The following is a 19,106-nucleotide window of genomic DNA, read 5'->3' as shown; positions in this document are numbered from 1 at the left end:
ACCTCCTCGTGGTCGAGCCATTACCGGGCCGGCGGCTCACCCCACGCAGTCCGGTAGCAGGCGTGGGTGTACCCGCCGGACCGGTAGTCGGTGTGCTCCTGGTCGGTCTGGTGGATGATGCCGACCCCGGTACGCGCCACGATCCGCGCGAACAGCTGCGCCTGGGCGAGCATCGCGTGCGTCATCTCGTCGACCGGGACGGCGATCGCGACCTCCGCTGCCTGGTCGTCGCCGGTCGCCTCGAACACCGCGGCCTTCAGGGCGAGGGCGCGCATACCTTCCTCGAACAGTGGGGCGGCGTCCAGCTCCAGCGTCCACCGGTCCACGACCGGGAATCCGGTGAAGCACTGCCAGTCGCTGGAGTACTCCAGGGAGGCGGCGCGGAACGCGCTGAACTCTGGGTCGGTCTGGATGTTGTGCAGGATCCGCTTCGCGGCTCCAGCGACGGCGCTCACCTCGGGCAACTGGACCTGAGACATTGCGGCTTCCTCTCCTCGATGTGATGGGGGGTGCGCTGCCTGCCCGACGGCCGAGGCTCTACGGCATCCCAGCCGCCGGGCAGGGGACTGTGGGCCGCGCTCAGGCGGCGCGCTGACGTCGCCGATGGCACGGCTTGGTGTGCCGGATGATGGCTGGCGCCGCTCCTGAGCCTGTCTCGACTACATGTTTGTCGTAGTCCTCTCCAGGCCGGATCGGTTCGCAGCAGTGGTCGCACTTCATCGGCGGTAGTCCCGCACGAGCCGGTACAGGCCGCGTCCGACCGGGCACTCGGCGGCCTCGTCGGCGCACTGCTCGCACACCGCCCCGTGCACCAGGAGACTGCGGTGCGCGCGGTCGGCGACACAGGCGGGGCAGGCGCGGGGGAACCAACGCGGATCGGTCTGCTCGCCCAGGTCAACGGCCGTCTCCGCGGTCAGCTTCTCGCCGCCGTGCCACACACAGACCGCGCCGCGCGTCTGGGCCTCCGTGAGGGCGTCGGCCGCCGGGAGCGCGAGAACCTGCAGCACGGCGGGGACGATGGCGGTTGCACTGTCCGATGGCATGGTCGAGTCCTCCACAGTCACGGTGATCCGTCTCACACCCAGACCGTAGGCACGCCTGAGACCGTCCACCCGAGCTGACAGTTCGGGTGAACCACGCGCTCGGTCAGACCAGCCCGATCCGTACGGCGAGCTGCTCGGCCTGCCGCGCGTGCATCGCCCGCGCCCGACGGATCACCGTCAGCACCAACTGGCGGGCCAGCGGAGTCCGCGCGAGGTCCTCCGGCGCGACCTCCTCCAGGCCCAGCAGAGAGAGGAGCACGGCGGCGGCGTCGCGGCGCTGGCTGTGGCAGGCCGCCACCTCGAGCCCGAACGTGAACTCGCGCTCCAGAGACGGCAGCGGGCTGATATCGATCGCGTCCGCCGTATGCAGTGCTTCCCCGGTCTCGCCCGCCTCCATCTCAATCGACAGCGCGTGCAGCGCCACGTTCGTCGGCCCGAACACCGTCCACGCGATGTTGCTGCCGTCCGGCACCGCGCGCGCCGCCGGCGCCGCGAACTCACGCAACCGGTCCCGAGCCTCCCACCAACGGCGCCGCCGCGCCGCACCCACGACCGCGACGAGCTGAAGCGCACCCCCCCCCCACCGCGGTCCGCTCAACATCCGGGATCCGCGCAACAGCGACCTGCTCCGCCGCTCGCAGCGCCAGCTCCTCGGCGTCGGCCGGCTGGCCCGCAGCGAGCAGTACGTGCCCGAGGTTCCATTGGGCGGCGGCGATCCGCAGCGGATCGTCAGCGTCCTCCGCGGCACGCATCGCCCGGTCCGCCGCCAAGGTCGCGAGGTCCACGCGGCCGGTGCGCCGCAGGTATGAGCGGAGCAGGCAGTACAGGTCGGCGGCGGCCCGTAGAACGGCACGCCGCTCGACCGCGTCCGTCCCGGCCCTCGCGGCCCGGAGCGCGTGCTCGACGTCAGCGACCAGAGAGGGCAGCGACTCGGCTGCCTCGGTGAAGCGGCGCCCGCTGGTCTGCCAGCTTCGCCACGCCGCCTCCACCCGGTCTCTCAGTACGGCCGCTGTAACCGTTTCGGCGCTACGTGCTGGCCCGTAACCGAGGAGAGCTCGGCCCACCGCAGCCTCGGCGGTGTCGGCGGACTCTTCCTCGGGGGGCGCTTGCTCGGACAGTAGCGCCGTGTCTGGGACGCCGAGTTCCTGCGCGAGGGCGTACAGGATCGGCAGCGATGGGACTTTGAGGCCGCGTTCGATCTGCGAAAGGTAGTCCGGGCTGATGCCGGCCAGCCCCGCTACGGCGTCCTGGCGGTGTCCGCCGCGGTAGTGCCTGATCCTGTCCCCGATGGGGAGGTCTGCTGCGACCATGAAGCTACTCCTTGCTCCTGTACGCGAGCGTAGGGTGCCGGGCAGGCGGGGACCCGGTGTTCATGAAGAGAGGGGACACACGTGCCGGAGTTGGTGCTGTGGGACATCGACCACACGCTCATGGCCACGCGGGGTCTCGGCCGCGAGCTGTGGGCGCAGGCGTTCGAGCAGGCGACAGGCATCGCGATGCGAGAGCAGGCTGCCGTGACCGGCTCGACCGAGCGGGTGATCCTCCGGGAAACCGCGCGCCTGCACGACATCCCGTACGACGAGGCACTGTTCGGCCAGTTCGCTGACGCCCTCGGTGGGCTGCACGTGCGTCGGGCCGCCGAGCTACGAGAGCGGGGTCACGCCCTCCCCGGGGCCGTCGCCGTCCTCGCCGCTCTGGCGGACCGCGGTGTGCGCCAGTCTGTGGTGACCGGCAACGTGCGCGCGGCGGCCGAGGTGAAGCTGGCCGTGTTCGGGCTGGACACCTATCTACGGCTGGACGACGGGGCGTTCGGCGAGGACGGGGAGGAGCGGCCCGAACTGCTGGGCGCTGCGCTCGCGCACGCCGACGTGGCTCCTGGGAAGGCGGTCTTCCTCGGTGATACCCCCGCCGATGTCGCTGCGGGCCGGGCGGCGGGAGTCCGGATGATCGCCGTCGCTACCGGCCGCACGCCAGCGTCCGACCTGGCCGGCGCGAACGTGGTGCTGGACGGACTGACCGAAACGAGCCGAGTGCTCGCCGCGATCGGCATCTGACCCGGGCGCTCTGTCGGTAGCCGCCGCTACCCGTGAAACACGCCTCGCACCCCTAGCCCTGGCGGTGTCGTGCGGTCTACTGCGGTCGGGAACGAGGCCATCCGCGCGGTTGAGGCGGTCGACGTATCGGGTCGCGTACTCGATGAGGGGCACGTCGCCGGGCGCGGCCGGCTCTTCGACGGACCCCTGCCCGCGGACCCGTCCTTCTTCTCACGCTTCCTGATGCTCGCCACGGGGGGACTGTAGGCGGGTTTCTGGGGCCTTGTTTGGCCACGGTTTGGCCAAAGTCGAGATATGACTAAGGGCTGACCCGTTCTCACAGGTCAGCCCTTGATCATTTAGGGTGAGTGACGGGACTCGAACCCGCGGCATCCTGGACCACAACCAGGTGCTCTACCAGCTGAGCTACACCCACCATGACCGGCGCTTTCGTGGTTTCCCCCACCGGCTGAGAAAAAGTGTACAGGGTCCGAAGGGGTGCTCGCGCCACCCTTTCGGCGCGGCCGCCTCGGACCCCGCGAAGGGCCTACTCGGCGGGCAGCACGTGCCGGGCCGCGATGGTGCGCGCCGTGTCCGAGTCGGGGCCCGGCTGCGGCACGAAGATCGCCTCCCGGTAGTAGCGCAGCTCCACGATCGAGTCGCGGATGTCGGCCAGCGCCCGGTGGTTGCCGTTCTTCTCGGGGCTGTTGAAGTAGGCCCGCGGATACCAGCGCCGGGCGAGCTCCTTGATCGAGCTGACGTCCACGATCCGGTAGTGGAGGTAGTCCTCCAGCGTCGGCATGTCGCGGCTGAGGAAGCCGCGGTCCGTGCCGACGGAGTTGCCGCACAGCGGGGCCTTGCCGGGGTCCTTGACGTGCTCGCGCACATACGCGAGGACCTGCTCCTCGGCGTCGGCCAGGGTCGTGCCGGCCGCGAGTTCGTCGAGCAGCCCGGAGGCGGTGTGCATCTGCCGCACCACGTCCGGCATCGTCTCCAGCGCCTGGTCCGGCGGCCGGATGACGATGTCCACCCCCTCGCCGAGTACGTTCAGCTCCGAGTCGGTGACCAGCGCGGCCACCTCGATGAGCGCGTCGTCGGACAGCGAGAGTCCGGTCATCTCGCAGTCGATCCACACCATGCGATCGTTCATGTGTCCCACCTTATGGCCCACCCGGCCCGTACGGACCGCCCGTGTCACATGAGGAAGGCCTCGCGCCCCCGACAGGGCGCGAGGCCTTCTCGCTCAGGCGGACACGCCCGCCCGGCACGACCGGCCGGGGCCGACCCGCGCACGGGCGCGTGACCGGGCCCGCACGCGCGGCGACCGGCGAGCACGCGCGGTGCTCAGTAGGCGCTCCGCTGGCCCGGCAGGCTCGGCCGCCCGGCCGCGTACAGCTCCGGCACATGGCGGCCGTGGTCCGGGGAGAGCGACGGCGTGCCGCCGAACGCGCTCGCGGCCGCCGCCGTACGCCGGGTCTGCATGGGGACGGCGGCCGCCTCCTGCGGTACCTGCGGCATCGGCGGGCCGCCCACACCGTCCGGGTCGACCGGCCGCTCGGTCTGCGGACGCCGCGCCCGGTACGCCGCCCGGTACGCGGCGGGCGAGGAGCCGAGCTGGCGCCTGAAGTGCCCGCGCAGCGCGACCGGGGAGCGGAAGCCGCACCGTCCGGCGACCTCGTCGACCGAGTAGTCGGAGGTCTCCAGCAGCCGCTGCGCCTGGAGCACCCGCTGGGTGATGAGCCACTGCAGCGGGGCGCTCCCGGTGAGCGAGCGGAACCGCCGGTCGAACGTGCGCCGGCTCATGTACGCGCGCGCCGCCAGCGTCTCCACGTCGAACTGCTCGTGGAGGTGCTCCAGCGCCCAGGCGACGACCTCGGCGAGCGGGTCGGCGCCGATCTCCTCCGGTAAAGACCGGTCGAGGTAGCGCTCCTGCCCTCCGGTGCGGCGCGGCGGCACCACCAGGCGCCGGGCGAGCGCGCCCGCCGCCTCGTTGCCGTGGTCGGTGCGCACGATGTGGAGGCACAGGTCGATGCCGGCCGCCGTTCCGGCCGAGGTCAGGACGTCGCCGTCGTCCACGAAGAGCTCTCGCGGATCGACGTGCACCGACGGATAGCGCTTGGCCAGCGTCGGCGCGTACATCCAGTGTGTGGTGGCCGGCCTGCCGTCCAGCAGCCCGGCCGCGGCCAGCACGAACGCGCCGGTGCACAGCCCGACGATGCGGGCGCCCTCCTCGTGGGCGCGGCGCAGCGCGTCGAGCGCCTCCTCCGGTGGCGGCGCGGTGATCGATCGCCAGGCCGGCACGACGACGGTGCCCGCCCGCGATATCGCCTCAAGTCCGTACGGCGCGGTGAGTTCCAGGCCCCCTGTGGTCCGCAGCGGGCCTTCCTCACCTCCGGCCACCAGCAGTCGGTAGCGCGGCACTCCGGCGTCCTGGCGGTCGATCCCGAACACCGAGAGAGGTATGGAACTCTCAAAAATCGGGCCGCCGCTGAACAGCAGCACCGCGACGATCTCCTTGCGGCGTCGCCCGGAAAGCTTCCGGGCCGCTCCATCCTGCACGGCGGTGGAGTCGTGGCTCATACTGCTAAGCCCCCCTCGGTGGTCGCGGCTCCTCGAGTGTGTCGCTCCTGCACGTTTCCCCTTGGTCCTGCACGAGTCCCCCGCCGTGGAAAGTCATGATCGAATCTACTGTGTCCCGTGGCACGGGCGTGACCAGTTCACCATTCGGCACATTGTCGACATGGCAACTTGGCGTGAAGCATTCGATCACGAAGCGTTGCACTCACGAGCCGTGCAGGGAAGTGCGCCTCGTCCCGGTGGCCAATCCGCACAGGGTCCACACATCCCCGAAACCCTTGTTCACGCAGGTCAAACGGAAGGTCGGGGGTGATCGGGACCCGGGATGCACACGGCTGAGAAGTTGGCTGAAAACATACGGGGACAGGTACGGAAACCGGTCAGTCGACCGGAGTGTTTCCCCCGCGTGCGGCGTCCGCCCCCGCACCCCGGTTCCGGCCCCGCCGTTCCGCCTCCCGGGACCCGGGCGTCCCGGCCCCGCGCTCGGCGTGCCGCAGCACGGCGCGGCAGGCCAGGGTGCCGCAGGTGAGGCCGAGCCCGGCGCTGATCGCGGCGGCGATCGAGATGCCGTGCCAGACGAGCACCACGGGGACCAGGACGCAGCAGAAGGCCGCCCAGCGGATCACCTCGCCGGCGCCGCCCGGCGCGGGGCGGCTTCGAGGGGCGGGGGATGCGGGCACGGTGCGCTCCTGGGGTGGCTGGTCACCGCGTTCAACGCGCGCCCGGCCGGGGAGTCACCCGACGTCCGGGTGAAACCTCGGACGAACCGGCTGTACTGGGCAGCGACCGTTGCGTTACGGGCGCCCCTCGTGCATGCTCCGTGGAACCCCGGTCGAGAGCGGGGGAGTGCAGTGGATCCGAGCGCGGGAGGCGTGCCGCCGTACCCTTGGGGGTATGGGGTGGGCAAGATGACTCCCGGACACGGCTCCGCCGTACACCGTCCGTCCCCCCGACGAGGATCACAACGCCGAGACACCCATGGCCGGTCACGAATTCTTCGATTCCGCTGACCGCAAGCGGCCCGTCGCCGATCCCACGGCGGCCGAGCCCCTCGCGGCGGAAGTGTCACGCCCGTCCTGCGACCCCGCCTTCAAGCACGGCGTGGTGGTCGGCTTCGACGGCTCCACCTCCAGTGAGCGCGCCCTGGCGTACGCGATCGGCATGGCCGCCCGCTCCGGCTCGGGCCTGATCATCGTGCATGTCGCCAACCGGCTTCCCACCACGGTGTGGGCGGGCTGCGAGCCGCCGGTCTTCGTGGACGTGCCCGACCACCGCACCGAGGTGCTGGGTCTCGAGCTGGCCTGCGCGGAGCATCTCGCCGAGGTGTCCTGGATCCTGGTCGAGCGCGGCGGCGACATCTGCCACGAACTCGAGGAGGTGGGGCGGGAGTACGAGGCGGACGCGATCGTCGTCGGCTCCACGCACGGCCTCGTCGGCCGTCTCTTCGGCACGGTGGCCGGCCGCCTCGCCAAGCGCGCCCAGCGCCCGGTGATCGTCATCCCCTGACCTCGGGCGCCCCGTTCGCCGCCCGGCCCTCCCACGGAAAGACCCCCTGCGCGGGCGCCGCACAGGGGGTCTTTCACATGAGCCTGAAGGACAGCCTGAAGGACGGGGAGTTGCTCCGCGTTCCTACTCCACCGTGACCGACTTGGCCAGGTTGCGCGGCTTGTCGATGTCCCGGCCCAGGGCGAGGGCCGTGTGGTAGGCGAGGAGCTGGAGCGGGATGCCCATCAGGATCGGGTCCAGCTCGTCCTCGTTCTTCGGGACGACGATGGTGTGGTCGGCCTTCTCCTGCTCCTGGTGGGCCACCGCGAGGATCTTGCCGCTGCGGGCCTTGATCTCCTCCAGGGCCGCGCGGTTCTTCTCCAGCAGGTCGTCGTCCGGGACGATCGCGACCGTCGGCAGGGCGGGCTCGATGAGCGCCAGGGGGCCGTGCTTCAGCTCGGAGGCCGGGTAGGCCTCGGCGTGGATGTACGAGACCTCCTTCAGCTTCAGCGAGGCCTCGCGGGCCACCGGGTAGCCGCGCACACGGCCGATGAACAGCATCGAGCGGGCGTCCGCGAACTGCTTCGCCAGCTCCTTGATCTCGTCCTCCTGCTTGAGCATCTCGGAGATCTGCCCGGGCAGGCGGCGCAGCCCCTCGATGATCCGCTTGCCGTCGCGCACCGACAGGTCGCGCGTGCGGCCGAGGTGCAGCGCGAGCAGCGCGAAGGCGACGGTGGTGTTGGTGAAGCACTTGGTGGACACCACACACACCTCGGGCCCCGCGTGGACGTACATGCCGCCGTCCGCCTCGCGGGCGATCGCCGAACCGACCACGTTGACGATGCCCAGGACGCGCGCGCCCTTGCGCTTGAGCTCCTGGACGGCCGCCAGCACGTCGTACGTCTCACCGGACTGCGAGACCGCCACGTACAGCGTGTCGGGGTCCACGACCGCGTTGCGGTAGCGGAACTCGGAGGCGGGCTCGGCGTCGGCGGGGATGCGGGCCAGCTCCTCGATCATCTGGGCGCCGATCATGCCCGCGTGGTACGAGGTGCCGCAGCCGAGGATCTTGACGCGGCGCACGGCGCGCGCCTCGCGGGCGTCCAGGTTCAGGCCGCCCAGGTGCACGGTGGAGAAGCGGTCGTCGATCCGGCCGCGCAGCACCCGGTCCACGGCCTCGGCCTGCTCGTGGATCTCCTTGTGCATGTACGTGTCGTGGCCGCCCATGTCATAGGACTCGGCCTCCCACTCCACGGTGGTCGGCTCGGCCGTCGTGCGCGTGCCCTCGGTGGTGTACGTGCGGAAGTCGTCGGCCTTGAGCGTGGCCATCTCGCCGTCGTCCAGGGTGACTATCTGACGGGTGTGGGCGACGAGCGCGGCGACGTCGGAGGCGACGAACATCTCCTTCTCGCCGATGCCGAGGACGACGGGCGAGCCGTTGCGCGCCACCACGATGCGGTCCGCGAAGTCGGCGTGCATGACGGCGACGCCGTAGGTGCCCTCGATCAGGCGCAGCGCCTGGCGGACCCGCTCCTCCAGCGTCTCGGCCTCGGAGCGGGCGATGAGGTGGGTGAGGACCTCGGTGTCGGTCTCGGAGAGGAACTCGACGCCGTCCGCCTCCAGCTTCTTGCGCAGGTCGGAGGCGTTGTCGATGATGCCGTTGTGCACGATGGCGACCTTCTGGTCGGCCGACATGTGCGGATGGGCGTTCACGTCGGAGGGAGCGCCGTGGGTGGCCCAGCGGGTGTGGGCGATACCGGTGGTGCCCTTGAAGCGCGCGGGGACCTTGGCCTCCAGGTCACGGACCCGGCCCTTGGCCTTGACCATCCGCAGACCGGCCGTCTTCGGGGACGACACGACGATGCCCGCCGAGTCGTAGCCGCGGTACTCGAGCCGCTGCAGGCCTTCCAGCAGCAGCGGAGCCACGTCACGCTTGCCGATGTATCCGACGATTCCGCACATAAAAAGTCCTGCGCTCCTTCTGTCCCCGTTGGAGTGAATGGTCGACCGCCGTCCGCGGTCCGTGGCCCCCGGCCCGCGGTCTGGGGTCCGCGGTGAGGCGGGGAGTGACGGAACCGGCCCGATCAAGCCCCCCTCGCACGTCTCAGCCGTACACGATGCGCCGCAGCTGCCTGAGCGTGAGCTCGGGCGGTGCGACCGCCCGATACCTCAGGTCCGACTCGATCCGCTCGAAGATCACCGCGTTCACCAGTCCCTGAGCCTGGAGCTCGCGGTGGCGGCGGCGGACGAAATCCTCGGTCGACTCGTCGAAGTAGGCGAGCACGTCCTGGATCACGCGCAGTACCTCGCCCCGGCTGAGGGGCGTGGACCGCGCCAGATGATCAACAAGTTCGTCGTGCACCCGGTAGATCCTGGAGCACGGTCGACGGAATCGCAAGAAGTGTGCCCGTTTTCGGGCAGATGACCGTTCGGGTGGTGCTGGCAAGCCGTTTTCCGGCTGTCCATCCTGTGTCTTGCGCCACGTTGCCTGTATGGAGGACCTTCTGGCTCCATGGACATTCCTCGCATGGGAGTACCCGAGAAGCTCGCCGCCCGTATGAGCATGGCGGAGCAGCACGAATACCTGCGCGCGAGATTCTCCCGACGCACGATGATCAGGGGCGGCGCGGTGACCCTCGGCACCATCGCCGGCGGAGCCTTCGTCCCGGGCTCCGCCGCCCAGGCCGCCGTTCCCGCCCCGCGCACGTCCGCCGCGGCCTCCCCCGCGGCCGAGGCGGTCGACGGCGCCTTCGTCGCCCCCTTCGGCCGCCACCTGACGTTCGGCAACGACCCGCGCACGGAGATGACGGTCTCCTGGCAGGTCCCGGTCGCCGTGAAGAAGCCGTTCATCCGGATCGGCGCCCACCCCTGGGACCTCTCGCGCAAGATCGAGGCCGAGGTCCGCGCACTCCACACCCCGGCCGGGGTCGGCGCGAGCGGCGACCACACCCAGTACTACCTGCATGCCAAGCTCACCCACCTGCGCCCCGGCCGGACGTACTACTACGGCGTCGGCCACCAGGGCTTCGACCCCGCCGAGCGGCACCTCGCCGGCACCCTGGGCACCTTCACCACCGCCCCCGACCGCCGGCAGCCCTTCACCTTCACCGCCTTCGGGGACCAGGGCGTCAGCTACCACGCGCTGGCCAACGACAGCCTGATCCTCGGCCAGAACCCCTCCTTCCACCTGCACGCCGGCGACATCGCGTACGGCGACCCGGCGGGCCAGGGCAAGACCTCCGACACCGGCTTCGACTCGCGCGTGTGGGACCAGTTCCTCGCCCAGACCGAGTCGGTCGCCAAGCAGGTCCCGTGGATGGTGTCGTTCGGCAACCACGACATGGAGGCCTGGTACTCGCCCAACGGCTACGGCGGCGAGGAGGCCCGCTTCACCCTCCCGGACAACGGCCCCGACCGGAAGAACCTGCCGGGCGTCTACTCCTTCGTCTACGGCAACACCGCGGTCATCTCGCTCGACCCGAACGACGTCTCCTTCGAGATCCCGGCCAACCTCGGCATCTCCGGCGGCACTCAGACCACCTGGTTCGAGGCCCAGTTGAAGAAGTTCCGCGCCTCCAAGGACATCGACTTCGTCATCGTCTTCTTCCACCACTGCGCCTACTGCACCTCCACCGCGCACGCCTCGGAGGGCGGGGTGCGCCAGGAGTGGGTGCCGCTGTTCGACAAGTACTCGGTGGACCTGGTCATCAACGGCCACAACCACCAGTACGAGCGCACCGACGTGATCAAGGGCGACCAGGTCACCAAGAAGCTCCCGATCGGCGGCACGGCCTACTCCGAGACCGAGGGCGTCGTCTACGTGACGGCGGGCGCGGCGGGCCGCGGCCTGTACGCGTTCACCGCTCCGGACTCCTACGAGGGGCACGAGCACGAGGTCGACTCCGTGGCCTCCTTCATCAACCTCAAGGACGGCAAGCAGAACGAGACCGTCGCCTGGTCCCGGGTGCGCTACCTCAACTACTCCTTCCTGCGCGTGGACGTCGAGCCCGCTCCGCGGGGCCGGCACGCCACCCTGAAGGTCTCCGGCATCGCCGAGACCGGTGACCGCATCGACCACTTCACCATCGCCCGCCGGGCCAAGTAGCACCTCCCAGGCCGTTCTGACGGCACGTACGGTGGCAGGCGGCCCCCGGACCGAGCGAGATCGGGCCGAGGGGCCGCCTGTTCGGTTCCCGCCCCCTTCCGGATGGTTTCGCGGCCCGAGAGGGAATGGTTTCGGTGGTGACGCGGAAGAGTGGCTACACCGTCGAAGGGAGCGCTTGTGCCATCGCACCGCAGAACGCCCCGACTGCTCGGCACGCTGCTGATGGTGGTGGCCGCCGGCCTGTGCACCTCGGGAGCGGCCCCCACCGCCCCGGGACGCCCCGCGGCCACCCCCCTGAACCTGGTGGTCCCGGCGCCCTCCTCGGCCAGGCCCGGCGGGTCCCCGTACCGGATCACCCGTGACACCCAAATCCGCGTGGACGACACGCGTGCGGCGCGCGAGATCGGCGCGTACCTCGCGGCGCTGCTGCGGCCCTCGACCGGTTACCCGCTGCCCGTCACCACCCAGGGCACCGGGGGCATCCGACTCCACCTCGCCGACGGCCCGTTCGGCGACGAGGGCTACCGCCTCGACAGCGGCGGCGACGGCGTCACCCTCACCGCGCGCAGGCCCGCGGGCCTGTTCCACGGGGTGCAGACGCTGCGCCAACTGCTGCCCGCCGCCGTCGAGAAGCGCCCCGCGCAGCACGGTCCGTGGACCGTCGCGGGCGGCACCGTCGAGGACTCCCCGCGCTACGCCTACCGCGGCGCGATGCTCGACGTCTCCCGCCACTTCTTCACCGTGGCCCAGGTCGAGCGCTTCATCGACGAGTTGGCCCTCTACAAGATCAACACGCTGCATCTGCACCTCAGCGACGACCAGGGCTGGCGCATCGCCGTCGACTCCTGGCCGCTCCTCGCGTCCTACGGCGGCTCGAAGGAGGTCGGCTCGGGCCGGGGCGGCCACTACAGCAAGGCCGACTACCAGCGGATCGTCCGCCACGCCGCCTCGCGCTACGTGGAGATCGTCCCGGAGATCGACATGCCGGGCCACACCAACGCGGCCCTCGCCTCGTACGCGAAGCTGAACTGCGACGGTGTCGCTCCCCCGCTCTACACGGGCACCGACGTCGGCTTCAGTTCGCTGTGCGTGGGCAAGCGGGCGACCTACGACTTCGTGGACGACGTCGTCCGTGAGCTGGCCGCGATCACGCCGGGCCGGTACCTCCACATCGGCGGCGACGAGGCGCACTCCACCAGCCACGCCGACTACACGGCGTTCATGGACCGGGTGCAGCCGATCGTCACCAGGTACGGCAAGACGGTGATCGGCTGGCACCAGCTCACCGGGGCGCGCCCCGTGGCGGGCGCGCTCGCCCAGTACTGGGGGCTCGACCGCACCGGCCCGGCCGAGAAGGCCCAGGTGGCCAAGGCCGCGCGGAGCGGCACCCGGCTGATCCTGTCCCCGGCCGACCGGGTCTATCTGGACATGAAGTACACCAGGGACACCCGGCTCGGGAAGGACTGGGCGGGCCTGGTGGAGGTCCGACGGTCCTACGACTGGGATCCGGGCACCTACCTTCCGGGGGTTCCCGCCTCGGCGATCGCCGGGGTCGAGGCACCCCTGTGGTCGGAGACGATCGCCACCAGCGCCGACATCGACTACATGACCTTTCCCCGGCTGCCCGGGGTCGCGGAACTGGGGTGGTCGCGGGCGGGGGCGCGCGACTGGTCCTCCTACCGTGTGCGTCTCGCCGCGCAGGCGGAGCGGTGGGGCGCGATGGGGGTGGGGTACTACCCGTCGCCCCAGGTGCCGTGGGGCGGGCGGTGAGCTCCTCCCGCCGGTGCGCGGGGCGAACGCCCACGGCTCGCCGCGCCCCTCTCGGCGTCACGAGGAGGCTCTGGCCACCAGTTCCGTCGGCAGGACCAGCGAGGTGACCTCGCGGGCGGGGCGGTCGGCGCTGACGCGGGCCAGGAGCAGGGTCGTCATCGCGCGGCCCATCTCCTCTATCGGCTGGCGCACGCTCGTCAGGGGCGGGTCCATGTGGCGGGCGATGGCCGAGTCGTCGTAGCCGACCAGCGCCACGTCGTCGGGGACGCGGCGGCCCGCCTCGCGCAGCACCTGGCGGGCACCCGCCGCCATCACGTCCGACTCGGCGAACACCGCGTCCAGGTCCGGGCGGCGCGCCAGCAGGTCCGCCATGGCGCGGCGGCCGCCCTCCTCGGTGAAGTCACCGGCGCCGATCAGGGCCTCGTCCACCGCGTGGCCCACGTCGCGCAGCGCGTCGCGGTAGCCGTCGAGGCGCCGCTGGGCGCCGTACACATCGGAACGGCCCGTGATCGTCGCGATCCGCGTACGGCCGCGGGCGATCAGGTGCTCCACCGCCGAGCGCCCGCCGCCGTAGTTGTCCGAGTCCACCGACGGCAGCGGCTCGCGGGCGGAGCGCGGGCCGCTGATCACGGCCGGGATCTCCAGTTGAGCGAGGAGATCGGGCAGCGGGTCGTCCGCGTGCACCGAGACCAGCAGCACACCGTCCACCCGGTGCGCCGCCAGGTACTGGGCCAGTCGGCGGCGCTCCCGGTCACTGCCGGCGAAGGTCAGCAGCAACTGCATCTCCGTGTCCGACAGCGCGGCCCCCACGCCCCTGAGCATGTCCGAGAAGTAGGGCTCCGCGAAGAAACGGGTCTCCGGTTCGGGGACGACGAGGGCGATGGCGTCCGTGCGGTTGGCGGCCAGCGCCCGCGCCGCCGTGTTCGGCACATAGCCGAGCTCGGCGACCGCCGCCTCCACGGCCGCGCGCGTCGCGTCGCTGACCCGGGGCGAGCCGTTGATCACCCGGGAGACCGTGCCGCGGCCGACGCCCGCGCGCGCGGCGACCTCCTCGAGAGTGGGCCGGCCGGCGCTCCGGCCCCGCGCTCCGTGACTCGCCATGGGTCCCACCCTCCCGCCGTCGGCCTTGGACCGACACAGTCTCTCCCGAACGGCCGACGCCCGAGAGCCGACCGACGCCCGGGCAACGGCCGGGGGGCCGGCCGCGGTTGGCCGTGCCGGATCCCTTGACACCCCCGCCCGGAGCCACGACCCTTCACAGCATCAACTGTGGGAGCGCTCCCACGTTACCCGCTCCCTACACATCCCGCACGTTCCCCGCCCGGGCAACAGGAGGACACATGCGCACGAGCACCCGCCGGCCCCGAGGACTGGTGGCCTTCGCGGCCGTGGCCGCGCTGACCGCGGGGCTGCTGGCCGGCTGCGCCCACGACTCCGGCGACGGCTCGCCGGACGCGAACGGCAGCGGTGGCGGCGGCAAGGGCAGGACGACCCTCACCGTCGGAACCTTCGGCGTCTTCGGCTACAAGCAGGCAGGCCTCTACGACGAGTACATGAAGCTCCACCCGGACATCACCATCAAGGAGAACGTCACCACCCGCACCGACGTCTACTGGCCCAAGGTGCTCACCCGCCTCCAGGCCGGCTCCGGCACGGACGACGTCCAGGCCATCGAGATCGGCAACATCACCGAGGCCGTACAGACGCAGGCCGACAAGTTCGTGGACCTCGGCAAGGAGGTCGACACGTCCCAGTGGCTGCCCTGGAAGGTGGCGCAGGCCACGACCAAGGACGGCAGGACCATCGGGCTGGGCACCGACATCGGCCCGATGGCCATCTGCTACCGCAAGGACCTGTTCCAGAAGGCCGGTCTGGAGACGGACCGCACCAAGCTCGCCGCGCGGTGGAAGGGCGACTGGTCCGCGTACGTCGACGTCGGCAAGCAGTACATGGCCAAAGCCCCCAAGGGCACCAGGTTCGTGGACTCCGCCTCCTCCGTCTACAACGCGGCCCTCGGCGGCGCGGCCGAGCGGTACTACGACAAGGACGGCAACGTCGTCTGGGACGGATCCGAGGGCGTGAGGAAGTCCTGGGACGTCGCCATGCGGGTGGCGACCAGTGACATGTCGGCGAAGCTGAAGCAGTTCGACCCGACCTGGGACCAGGGCTTCGCGAGCGGCGCCTTCGCGACGGTCGCCTGCCCGGCGTGGATGCTCGGCTACATCGAGCAGAAGTCCGGCGAATCGGGCAAGGGCCGGTGGGACGTCGCCGCGGCCCCGACCGCCTCGAACTGGGGCGGCTCCTTCCTCGGCGTGCCCACCGCCGGCAAGCACCGCAAGGAGGCCGTCGCCCTGGCGAAGTGGCTGACCGCGCCCGCCCAGCAGGCGAAGGTCTTCGCCAAGCAGGCCAGCTTCCCGTCCACCCCGTCGGCGTACGCGGGGCTGACGCCGCAGGCCGACACCACGGCCTACTTCTCGAACGCGCCGCTCGCCCAGATCTTCTCCGACTCGGCGAAGACCATTCCGACGCAGGTCTTCGGCGTCAAGGACCAGGCGATCAACTCCGCGATCACCGACGTCGGCATCCTCCAGGTCGAGCAGAAGGGCAGGTCCGCCGACCAGGGCTGGGACGCGGCCGGCAAGGAGATCAAGGACGTGCTCGGCCGGTGACCGGTTCCCCGAAGGCCCTCGCGCACTCCGCGCCGAGCGCCGAGGCCGCGTCCGGCGGGCAGCCGGACGCGGCCGGGAGCGCTCGCGGTCGCGGCACGCCGGGCGCCGTCTCCTGGCGCGGCCGACTGTACCGCTGGGACACCAAGGCGTCGCCGTATCTCCTCATCGCCCCCTTCTTCGTCGTCTTCGGGGCGTTCTCGCTGGTCCCCCTGCTGTACACGGCCTGGTACTCGCTGCACGACGTGCAGTTGTCGGCCCTGGACCACCAGAGCTGGGCGGGCCTGGACAACTACCGCAACCTGCTGTCGTCGGACTTCTTCTGGAACGCCCTGCGGAACACCTTCACCATCGGGGTGATCTCGACCGTGCCGCAGCTGCTGGCGGCGCTCTGGCTCGCGCATCTGCTCCACTACCGGCTGCGCGGTTCGACCCTGTGGCGGGTCGTGATGCTCACTCCGTACGCCACCTCGGTGGCGGCGGCGACGCTGGTCTTCACTCTGCTGTACGCCTGGGACGGCGGCATGGTGAACTGGCTGCTGCACTTCGCCGGCCTGCATCCCGTCAACTGGCGGGAGTCGGACTGGGGTTCGCGCGTCGCCGTCTCCTCGATCGTGATCTGGCGCTGGACCGGCTACAACGCGCTGATCTATCTCGCGGCGATGCAGGCGATCCCCGCCGACCTGTACGAGTCGGCCGCCCTGGACGGCGCCGGCCGCCTGCGGCAGTTCCGCCATGTGACGGTTCCGATGCTGCGGCCGACGATCCTGTTCACGGTGATCGTCTCCACCATCGGCGCGACCCAGCTCTTCGGGGAACCCCTGCTGTTCGGCGGTGTCAGCGGCTCCAAGGGCGGCTCCGAGCACCAGTACCAGACGCTCGGCCTGTACATGTACGACCAGGGCTGGATCATCGGCAATCTCGGCAAGGCGTCGGCCATCGCCTGGTCGATGTTCCTGATCCTGCTGGTGGTGGCCTCGATCAACATGATGCTCTCGCGACGGCTGAGGAAGGCGCCATGACCCACCTGAGGTTGCCCCGGCGTCCCCGGCCGACGGGGGCGGGCCGGCAACGGGACGCGGGCCCGGTCACGTACGCCGTACTGACGCTCTTCGCGTCGGTCTCGCTGGCCCCGCTGGTGTGGACGGCCGTCGCCGCCTCGCGCACCGACCGGCGACTCGCCCAGGCTCCGCCGCCCCTGTGGTTCGGCGGGAACCTGTTCAGGAACCTCCAGGCGGCCTGGGACCAGGCCGGGCTCGGCACGGCGATGTTCAACTCCACGCTCGTCGCGACCACGACCACGGTCAGCACGGTCGTGTTCTCCACGCTCGCCGGGTTCGCCTTCGCCAAGCTGCGGTTCCGGTTCTCCGGCGCGCTGCTGCTGCTGACCGTCGGCACGATGATGATCCCGCCCCAGCTCGCCGTCGTCCCCCTGTACTTGTGGATGTCCGACCTCGGCTGGTCCAACCGGTTGCAGACGGTCGTCCTGCCGACGCTGGTCACCGCCTTCGGCACGTTCTTCATGCGGCAGTACCTGGTGCAGGCGCTGCCCACCGAACTCGTCGAGGCGGCGCGGGTGGACGGTGCGAGCAGTCCGCGGATCGTGTGGCACGTGGTCTTCCCGGCGGCCCGGCCCGCCATGGCCGTGCTCGGCCTGCTGACGTTCGTCTTCGCCTGGAACGACTTCCTGTGGCCGATCATCGCCCTGAACCAGCAGAACCCGACCGTCCAGGTCGCCCTCAACTCCCTGGGCACCGGCTACGTCCCCGACCAGGCGGTGATCATGGCGGGCGCCCTGCTGGGGACCCTGCCGCTGCTGATCGCCTTCCTGCTGTTCGGCAGGCAGATCGTGGGCGGGATCATGCAGGGCGCGATCAAGGGGTGACGCGCCCCACTCCCTCCCTCGTCGCTCTGCCTCCTGCTCGTTCCTCCTCGCTGTTCCTTCTCGCATTTCCTCGATGGGAGCGCTTCCATGTCCGAGTCCGTTGCCCCGGTGACCTTTCCGCCCGCCTTCCGCTGGGGCGCCGCGACCTCCGCGTACCAGATCGAGGGCGCGGTGCGCGAGGGCGGCCGCACCCCCTCCATCTGGGACACCTTCAGCCATACGCCGGGCCGCACGGCCCGCGGCGAGACCGGTGACATCGCCGTCGACCACTACCACCGCTTCCGTGAGGACGTGGCGCTCATGGCCGAGCTGGGCCTGAACGCCTACCGCTTCTCCGTCTCCTGGCCGCGCGTGCAGCCCACCGGGCGGGGACCCGCCGTCCAGCGGGGCCTGGACTTCTACCGGCGGCTGGTGGACGAGCTGCTCGCCCACGGGATCGCGCCCGCGCTCACCCTCTACCACTGGGACCTGCCGCAGGAGTTGGAGGACGCGGGAGGCTGGCCGCAGCGGGATGTGGCCCACCGGTTCGCCGAGTACGCGGCGATGGTGGGCGAGGCCCTGGGCGACCGCGTGGAGCAGTGGATCACCCTGAACGAGCCGTGGTGCAGCGCGTTCCTCGGCTACGCCTCCGGGGTGCACGCCCCGGGCCGTACGGACGCGGTGGCGTCGCTGCGCGCGGCGCACCATCTGAACCTCGCCCATGGCCTCGGCACCTCGGCGCTGCGCTCGGTGATGCCGTCCCGCAACTCGGTGGCGGTGAGCCTCAACTCGGCCGTCGTGCGGACCGTCTCGCGGGAGCCGGACGACCTGGCGGCGGGCCGGCGGATCGACGACCTGGCGAACGGCGTCTTCCACGGTCCGATGCTGCACGGGGCCTACCCGCGTTCCCTGTTCGCGGCGACGGCCCCGCTCACGGACTGGTCGTTCGTCCAGGACGGCGACCTGGCGGCCGCCAACCAGCCGCTGGACGCGCTGGGCCTCAACTACTACACGCCCGCGCTCGTCTCGGCCGCCACCGCCGAGGAGAAGGCGGGCGGGCCGCGGGCGGACGGTCATGGCGTCAGCGCGTTCTCCCCCTGGCCGGGCACCGACGACGTGGTCTTCCACCAGACACCGGGCGAGCAGACCGAGATGGGCTGGACCGTCGACCCGACCGGACTGCACGAGCTGATCACGCGCTACACGAAGGAGGCGCCGGGGCTGCCGCTGTACGTGACGGAGAACGGCGCCGCCTACGACGACAGGCCGGACGCCGACGGGCGGGTGCACGACCCGGAGCGGATCGCGTATCTGCACGCGCATCTGTCGGCGGTCCATCGCGCGCTGGCGGACGGCGCCGACGTGCGCGGCTACTTCCTGTGGTCCCTGATGGACAACTTCGAGTGGTCGTACGGCTACGGGCGGCGGTTCGGGGCGGTGTACGTGGACTACGCGACGCTCGCACGCACGCCGAAGTCGAGCGCGCGCTGGTATGGGAAGGCGGCGCGCGACGGCCGGCTGCCGCCGCTGGAGGACTGAACGCGTCGGCCTCGCGGCGGCTCT

At 71.0% G+C, this 19,106-nt stretch carries 18 protein-coding genes and 1 tRNA gene; 8 read left to right on the top strand and 11 right to left on the bottom strand.

The window, feature by feature from the left end:
- Window positions 1–20 precede the first annotated feature (20 nt).
- The 4 genes from AB0C59_RS13590 to AB0C59_RS13575 all read right to left on the bottom strand — a co-directional run bounded on the left by AB0C59_RS13590 (window position 21) and on the right by AB0C59_RS13575 (window position 2,353).
- Window positions 21–479: a hypothetical protein gene (locus AB0C59_RS13590; RefSeq protein WP_363003874.1), complete on the bottom strand. Its 459-nt coding sequence runs from the start codon at window positions 477–479 to the stop codon at window positions 21–23.
- Window positions 480–716: 237 nt separating this feature from the next.
- A complete protein-coding gene (locus AB0C59_RS13585; RefSeq protein ID WP_363003872.1) occupies window positions 717–1,043 on the bottom strand; it encodes a hypothetical protein in 327 nt (108 codons plus the stop codon).
- 103 nt (window positions 1,044–1,146) lie between these two features.
- Complete coding sequence (locus AB0C59_RS13580; RefSeq protein WP_363003870.1) at window positions 1,147–1,548, bottom strand: hypothetical protein; 402 nt, start codon at window positions 1,546–1,548, stop codon at window positions 1,147–1,149.
- On the bottom strand, window positions 1,541–2,353 hold the full coding sequence (locus AB0C59_RS13575; protein ID WP_363003868.1) for a helix-turn-helix transcriptional regulator: 813 nt from the start codon (window positions 2,351–2,353) through the stop codon (window positions 1,541–1,543). Before AB0C59_RS13575 ends, AB0C59_RS13580 begins: the two co-directional genes overlap by 8 nt.
- Window positions 2,354–2,434: 81 nt before the next feature.
- Between AB0C59_RS13575 and AB0C59_RS13570 the strand changes: the two genes are divergently transcribed.
- Window positions 2,435–3,097: an HAD family hydrolase gene (locus AB0C59_RS13570; RefSeq protein WP_363003866.1), complete on the top strand. Its 663-nt coding sequence runs from the start codon at window positions 2,435–2,437 to the stop codon at window positions 3,095–3,097.
- A 342-nt stretch (window positions 3,098–3,439) separates the two neighbouring features.
- Here AB0C59_RS13570 and AB0C59_RS13565 read toward each other — a convergent pair.
- The 4 genes from AB0C59_RS13565 to AB0C59_RS13550 form a co-directional block, all read right to left on the bottom strand.
- A tRNA-His gene (locus tag AB0C59_RS13565) sits at window positions 3,440–3,512 on the bottom strand.
- Between the two features lie 111 nt (window positions 3,513–3,623).
- Window positions 3,624–4,226 (bottom strand): oligoribonuclease, encoded by a 603-nt coding sequence (gene orn, locus AB0C59_RS13560; RefSeq protein ID WP_363003864.1) that lies wholly within the window; start codon window positions 4,224–4,226, stop codon window positions 3,624–3,626.
- 194 nt (window positions 4,227–4,420) lie between these two features.
- Window positions 4,421–5,656 (bottom strand): helix-turn-helix domain-containing protein, encoded by a 1,236-nt coding sequence (locus AB0C59_RS13555; protein WP_363003862.1) that lies wholly within the window; start codon window positions 5,654–5,656, stop codon window positions 4,421–4,423.
- 377 nt (window positions 5,657–6,033) lie between these two features.
- Window positions 6,034–6,333 (bottom strand): hypothetical protein, encoded by a 300-nt coding sequence (locus tag AB0C59_RS13550; RefSeq protein ID WP_363003860.1) that lies wholly within the window; start codon window positions 6,331–6,333, stop codon window positions 6,034–6,036.
- A 298-nt stretch (window positions 6,334–6,631) separates the two neighbouring features.
- Between AB0C59_RS13550 and AB0C59_RS13545 the strand changes: the two genes are divergently transcribed.
- A complete protein-coding gene (locus AB0C59_RS13545; RefSeq protein ID WP_363003858.1) occupies window positions 6,632–7,159 on the top strand; it encodes a universal stress protein in 528 nt (175 codons plus the stop codon).
- A gap of 123 nt (window positions 7,160–7,282) precedes the next feature.
- On the opposite strand, the gene glmS is transcribed toward AB0C59_RS13545, so the two are convergent.
- Window positions 7,283–9,100, bottom strand: coding sequence for a glutamine--fructose-6-phosphate transaminase (isomerizing) (gene glmS, locus AB0C59_RS13540; RefSeq protein WP_363003856.1), 1,818 nt, complete (start codon window positions 9,098–9,100; stop codon window positions 7,283–7,285).
- 142 nt (window positions 9,101–9,242) lie between these two features.
- Window positions 9,243–9,500, bottom strand: coding sequence for a hypothetical protein (locus AB0C59_RS13535; RefSeq protein WP_363003854.1), 258 nt, complete (start codon window positions 9,498–9,500; stop codon window positions 9,243–9,245).
- Between the two features lie 165 nt (window positions 9,501–9,665).
- Here AB0C59_RS13535 and AB0C59_RS13530 point away from each other — a divergent pair, with 165 nt between their 5' ends.
- Both AB0C59_RS13530 and AB0C59_RS13525 read left to right on the top strand, forming a co-directional pair.
- Entirely contained in the window at window positions 9,666–11,243 is a 1,578-nt protein-coding gene (locus AB0C59_RS13530) for a metallophosphoesterase family protein (RefSeq protein ID WP_363003852.1), read from the top strand.
- A gap of 222 nt (window positions 11,244–11,465) precedes the next feature.
- Window positions 11,466–13,013 (top strand): beta-N-acetylhexosaminidase, encoded by a 1,548-nt coding sequence (locus AB0C59_RS13525; protein WP_363004155.1) that lies wholly within the window; start codon window positions 11,466–11,468, stop codon window positions 13,011–13,013.
- A gap of 57 nt (window positions 13,014–13,070) precedes the next feature.
- Here the strand turns inward: AB0C59_RS13525 and AB0C59_RS13520 are convergent, their stop codons facing one another.
- Entirely contained in the window at window positions 13,071–14,114 is a 1,044-nt protein-coding gene (locus tag AB0C59_RS13520; protein WP_363003850.1) for a LacI family DNA-binding transcriptional regulator, read from the bottom strand.
- 239 nt (window positions 14,115–14,353) lie between these two features.
- On the opposite strand from AB0C59_RS13520, the gene AB0C59_RS13515 reads away from it, so the two are divergent.
- The 4 genes from AB0C59_RS13515 (at window position 14,354) to AB0C59_RS13500 (ending at window position 19,082) form a co-directional block, all read left to right on the top strand.
- Window positions 14,354–15,682 carry an ABC transporter substrate-binding protein gene (locus AB0C59_RS13515; RefSeq protein WP_363003848.1) on the top strand — a complete coding sequence of 443 codons (1,329 nt, stop codon included), beginning with the start codon at window positions 14,354–14,356 and terminating at the stop codon, window positions 15,680–15,682.
- Window positions 15,679–16,701 (top strand): sugar ABC transporter permease, encoded by a 1,023-nt coding sequence (locus tag AB0C59_RS13510; protein ID WP_363003846.1) that lies wholly within the window; start codon window positions 15,679–15,681, stop codon window positions 16,699–16,701. The genes AB0C59_RS13515 and AB0C59_RS13510 overlap by 4 nt, the downstream gene beginning before the upstream one ends.
- Complete coding sequence (locus AB0C59_RS13505) at window positions 16,698–17,564, top strand: carbohydrate ABC transporter permease (protein WP_363003844.1); 867 nt, start codon at window positions 16,698–16,700, stop codon at window positions 17,562–17,564. The genes AB0C59_RS13510 and AB0C59_RS13505 overlap by 4 nt, the downstream gene beginning before the upstream one ends.
- 87 nt (window positions 17,565–17,651) lie before the next feature.
- Window positions 17,652–19,082 (top strand): GH1 family beta-glucosidase, encoded by a 1,431-nt coding sequence (locus tag AB0C59_RS13500; protein ID WP_363003842.1) that lies wholly within the window; start codon window positions 17,652–17,654, stop codon window positions 19,080–19,082.
- Window positions 19,083–19,106 lie beyond the last annotated feature (24 nt).

It is taken from the genome of Streptomyces sp. NPDC048664, assembly GCF_040650555.1.
Taxonomy (GTDB): domain Bacteria; phylum Actinomycetota; class Actinomycetes; order Streptomycetales; family Streptomycetaceae; genus Streptomyces.
This window is presented reverse-complemented; position numbering and strand designations above follow the sequence as displayed.

Excerpts from the sequence above, each read along its gene's own strand:
- AB0C59_RS13590 (WP_363003874.1), bottom strand. The coding sequence starts at position 479 with ATGTCTCAGGTCCAGTTGCCCGAGGTGAGCGCCGTCGCTGGAGCCGCG.
- AB0C59_RS13585 (WP_363003872.1), bottom strand. The coding sequence starts at position 1,043 with ATGCCATCGGACAGTGCAACCGCCATCGTCCCCGCCGTGCTGCAGGTT.
- AB0C59_RS13575 (WP_363003868.1), bottom strand. The coding sequence starts at position 2,353 with ATGGTCGCAGCAGACCTCCCCATCGGGGACAGGATCAGGCACTACCGC.
- orn (WP_363003864.1), bottom strand. The coding sequence starts at position 4,226 with ATGAACGATCGCATGGTGTGGATCGACTGCGAGATGACCGGACTCTCG.
- AB0C59_RS13555 (WP_363003862.1), bottom strand. The coding sequence starts at position 5,656 with ATGAGCCACGACTCCACCGCCGTGCAGGATGGAGCGGCCCGGAAGCTT.
- AB0C59_RS13545 (WP_363003858.1), top strand. The coding sequence starts at position 6,632 with ATGGCCGGTCACGAATTCTTCGATTCCGCTGACCGCAAGCGGCCCGTC.
- glmS (WP_363003856.1), bottom strand. The coding sequence starts at position 9,100 with ATGTGCGGAATCGTCGGATACATCGGCAAGCGTGACGTGGCTCCGCTG.
- AB0C59_RS13530 (WP_363003852.1), top strand. The coding sequence starts at position 9,666 with ATGGGAGTACCCGAGAAGCTCGCCGCCCGTATGAGCATGGCGGAGCAG.
- AB0C59_RS13525 (WP_363004155.1), top strand. The coding sequence starts at position 11,466 with ATGGTGGTGGCCGCCGGCCTGTGCACCTCGGGAGCGGCCCCCACCGCC.
- AB0C59_RS13520 (WP_363003850.1), bottom strand. The coding sequence starts at position 14,114 with ATGGCGAGTCACGGAGCGCGGGGCCGGAGCGCCGGCCGGCCCACTCTC.
- AB0C59_RS13515 (WP_363003848.1), top strand. The coding sequence starts at position 14,354 with ATGCGCACGAGCACCCGCCGGCCCCGAGGACTGGTGGCCTTCGCGGCC.
- AB0C59_RS13505 (WP_363003844.1), top strand. The coding sequence starts at position 16,698 with ATGACCCACCTGAGGTTGCCCCGGCGTCCCCGGCCGACGGGGGCGGGC.
- AB0C59_RS13500 (WP_363003842.1), top strand. The coding sequence starts at position 17,652 with ATGTCCGAGTCCGTTGCCCCGGTGACCTTTCCGCCCGCCTTCCGCTGG.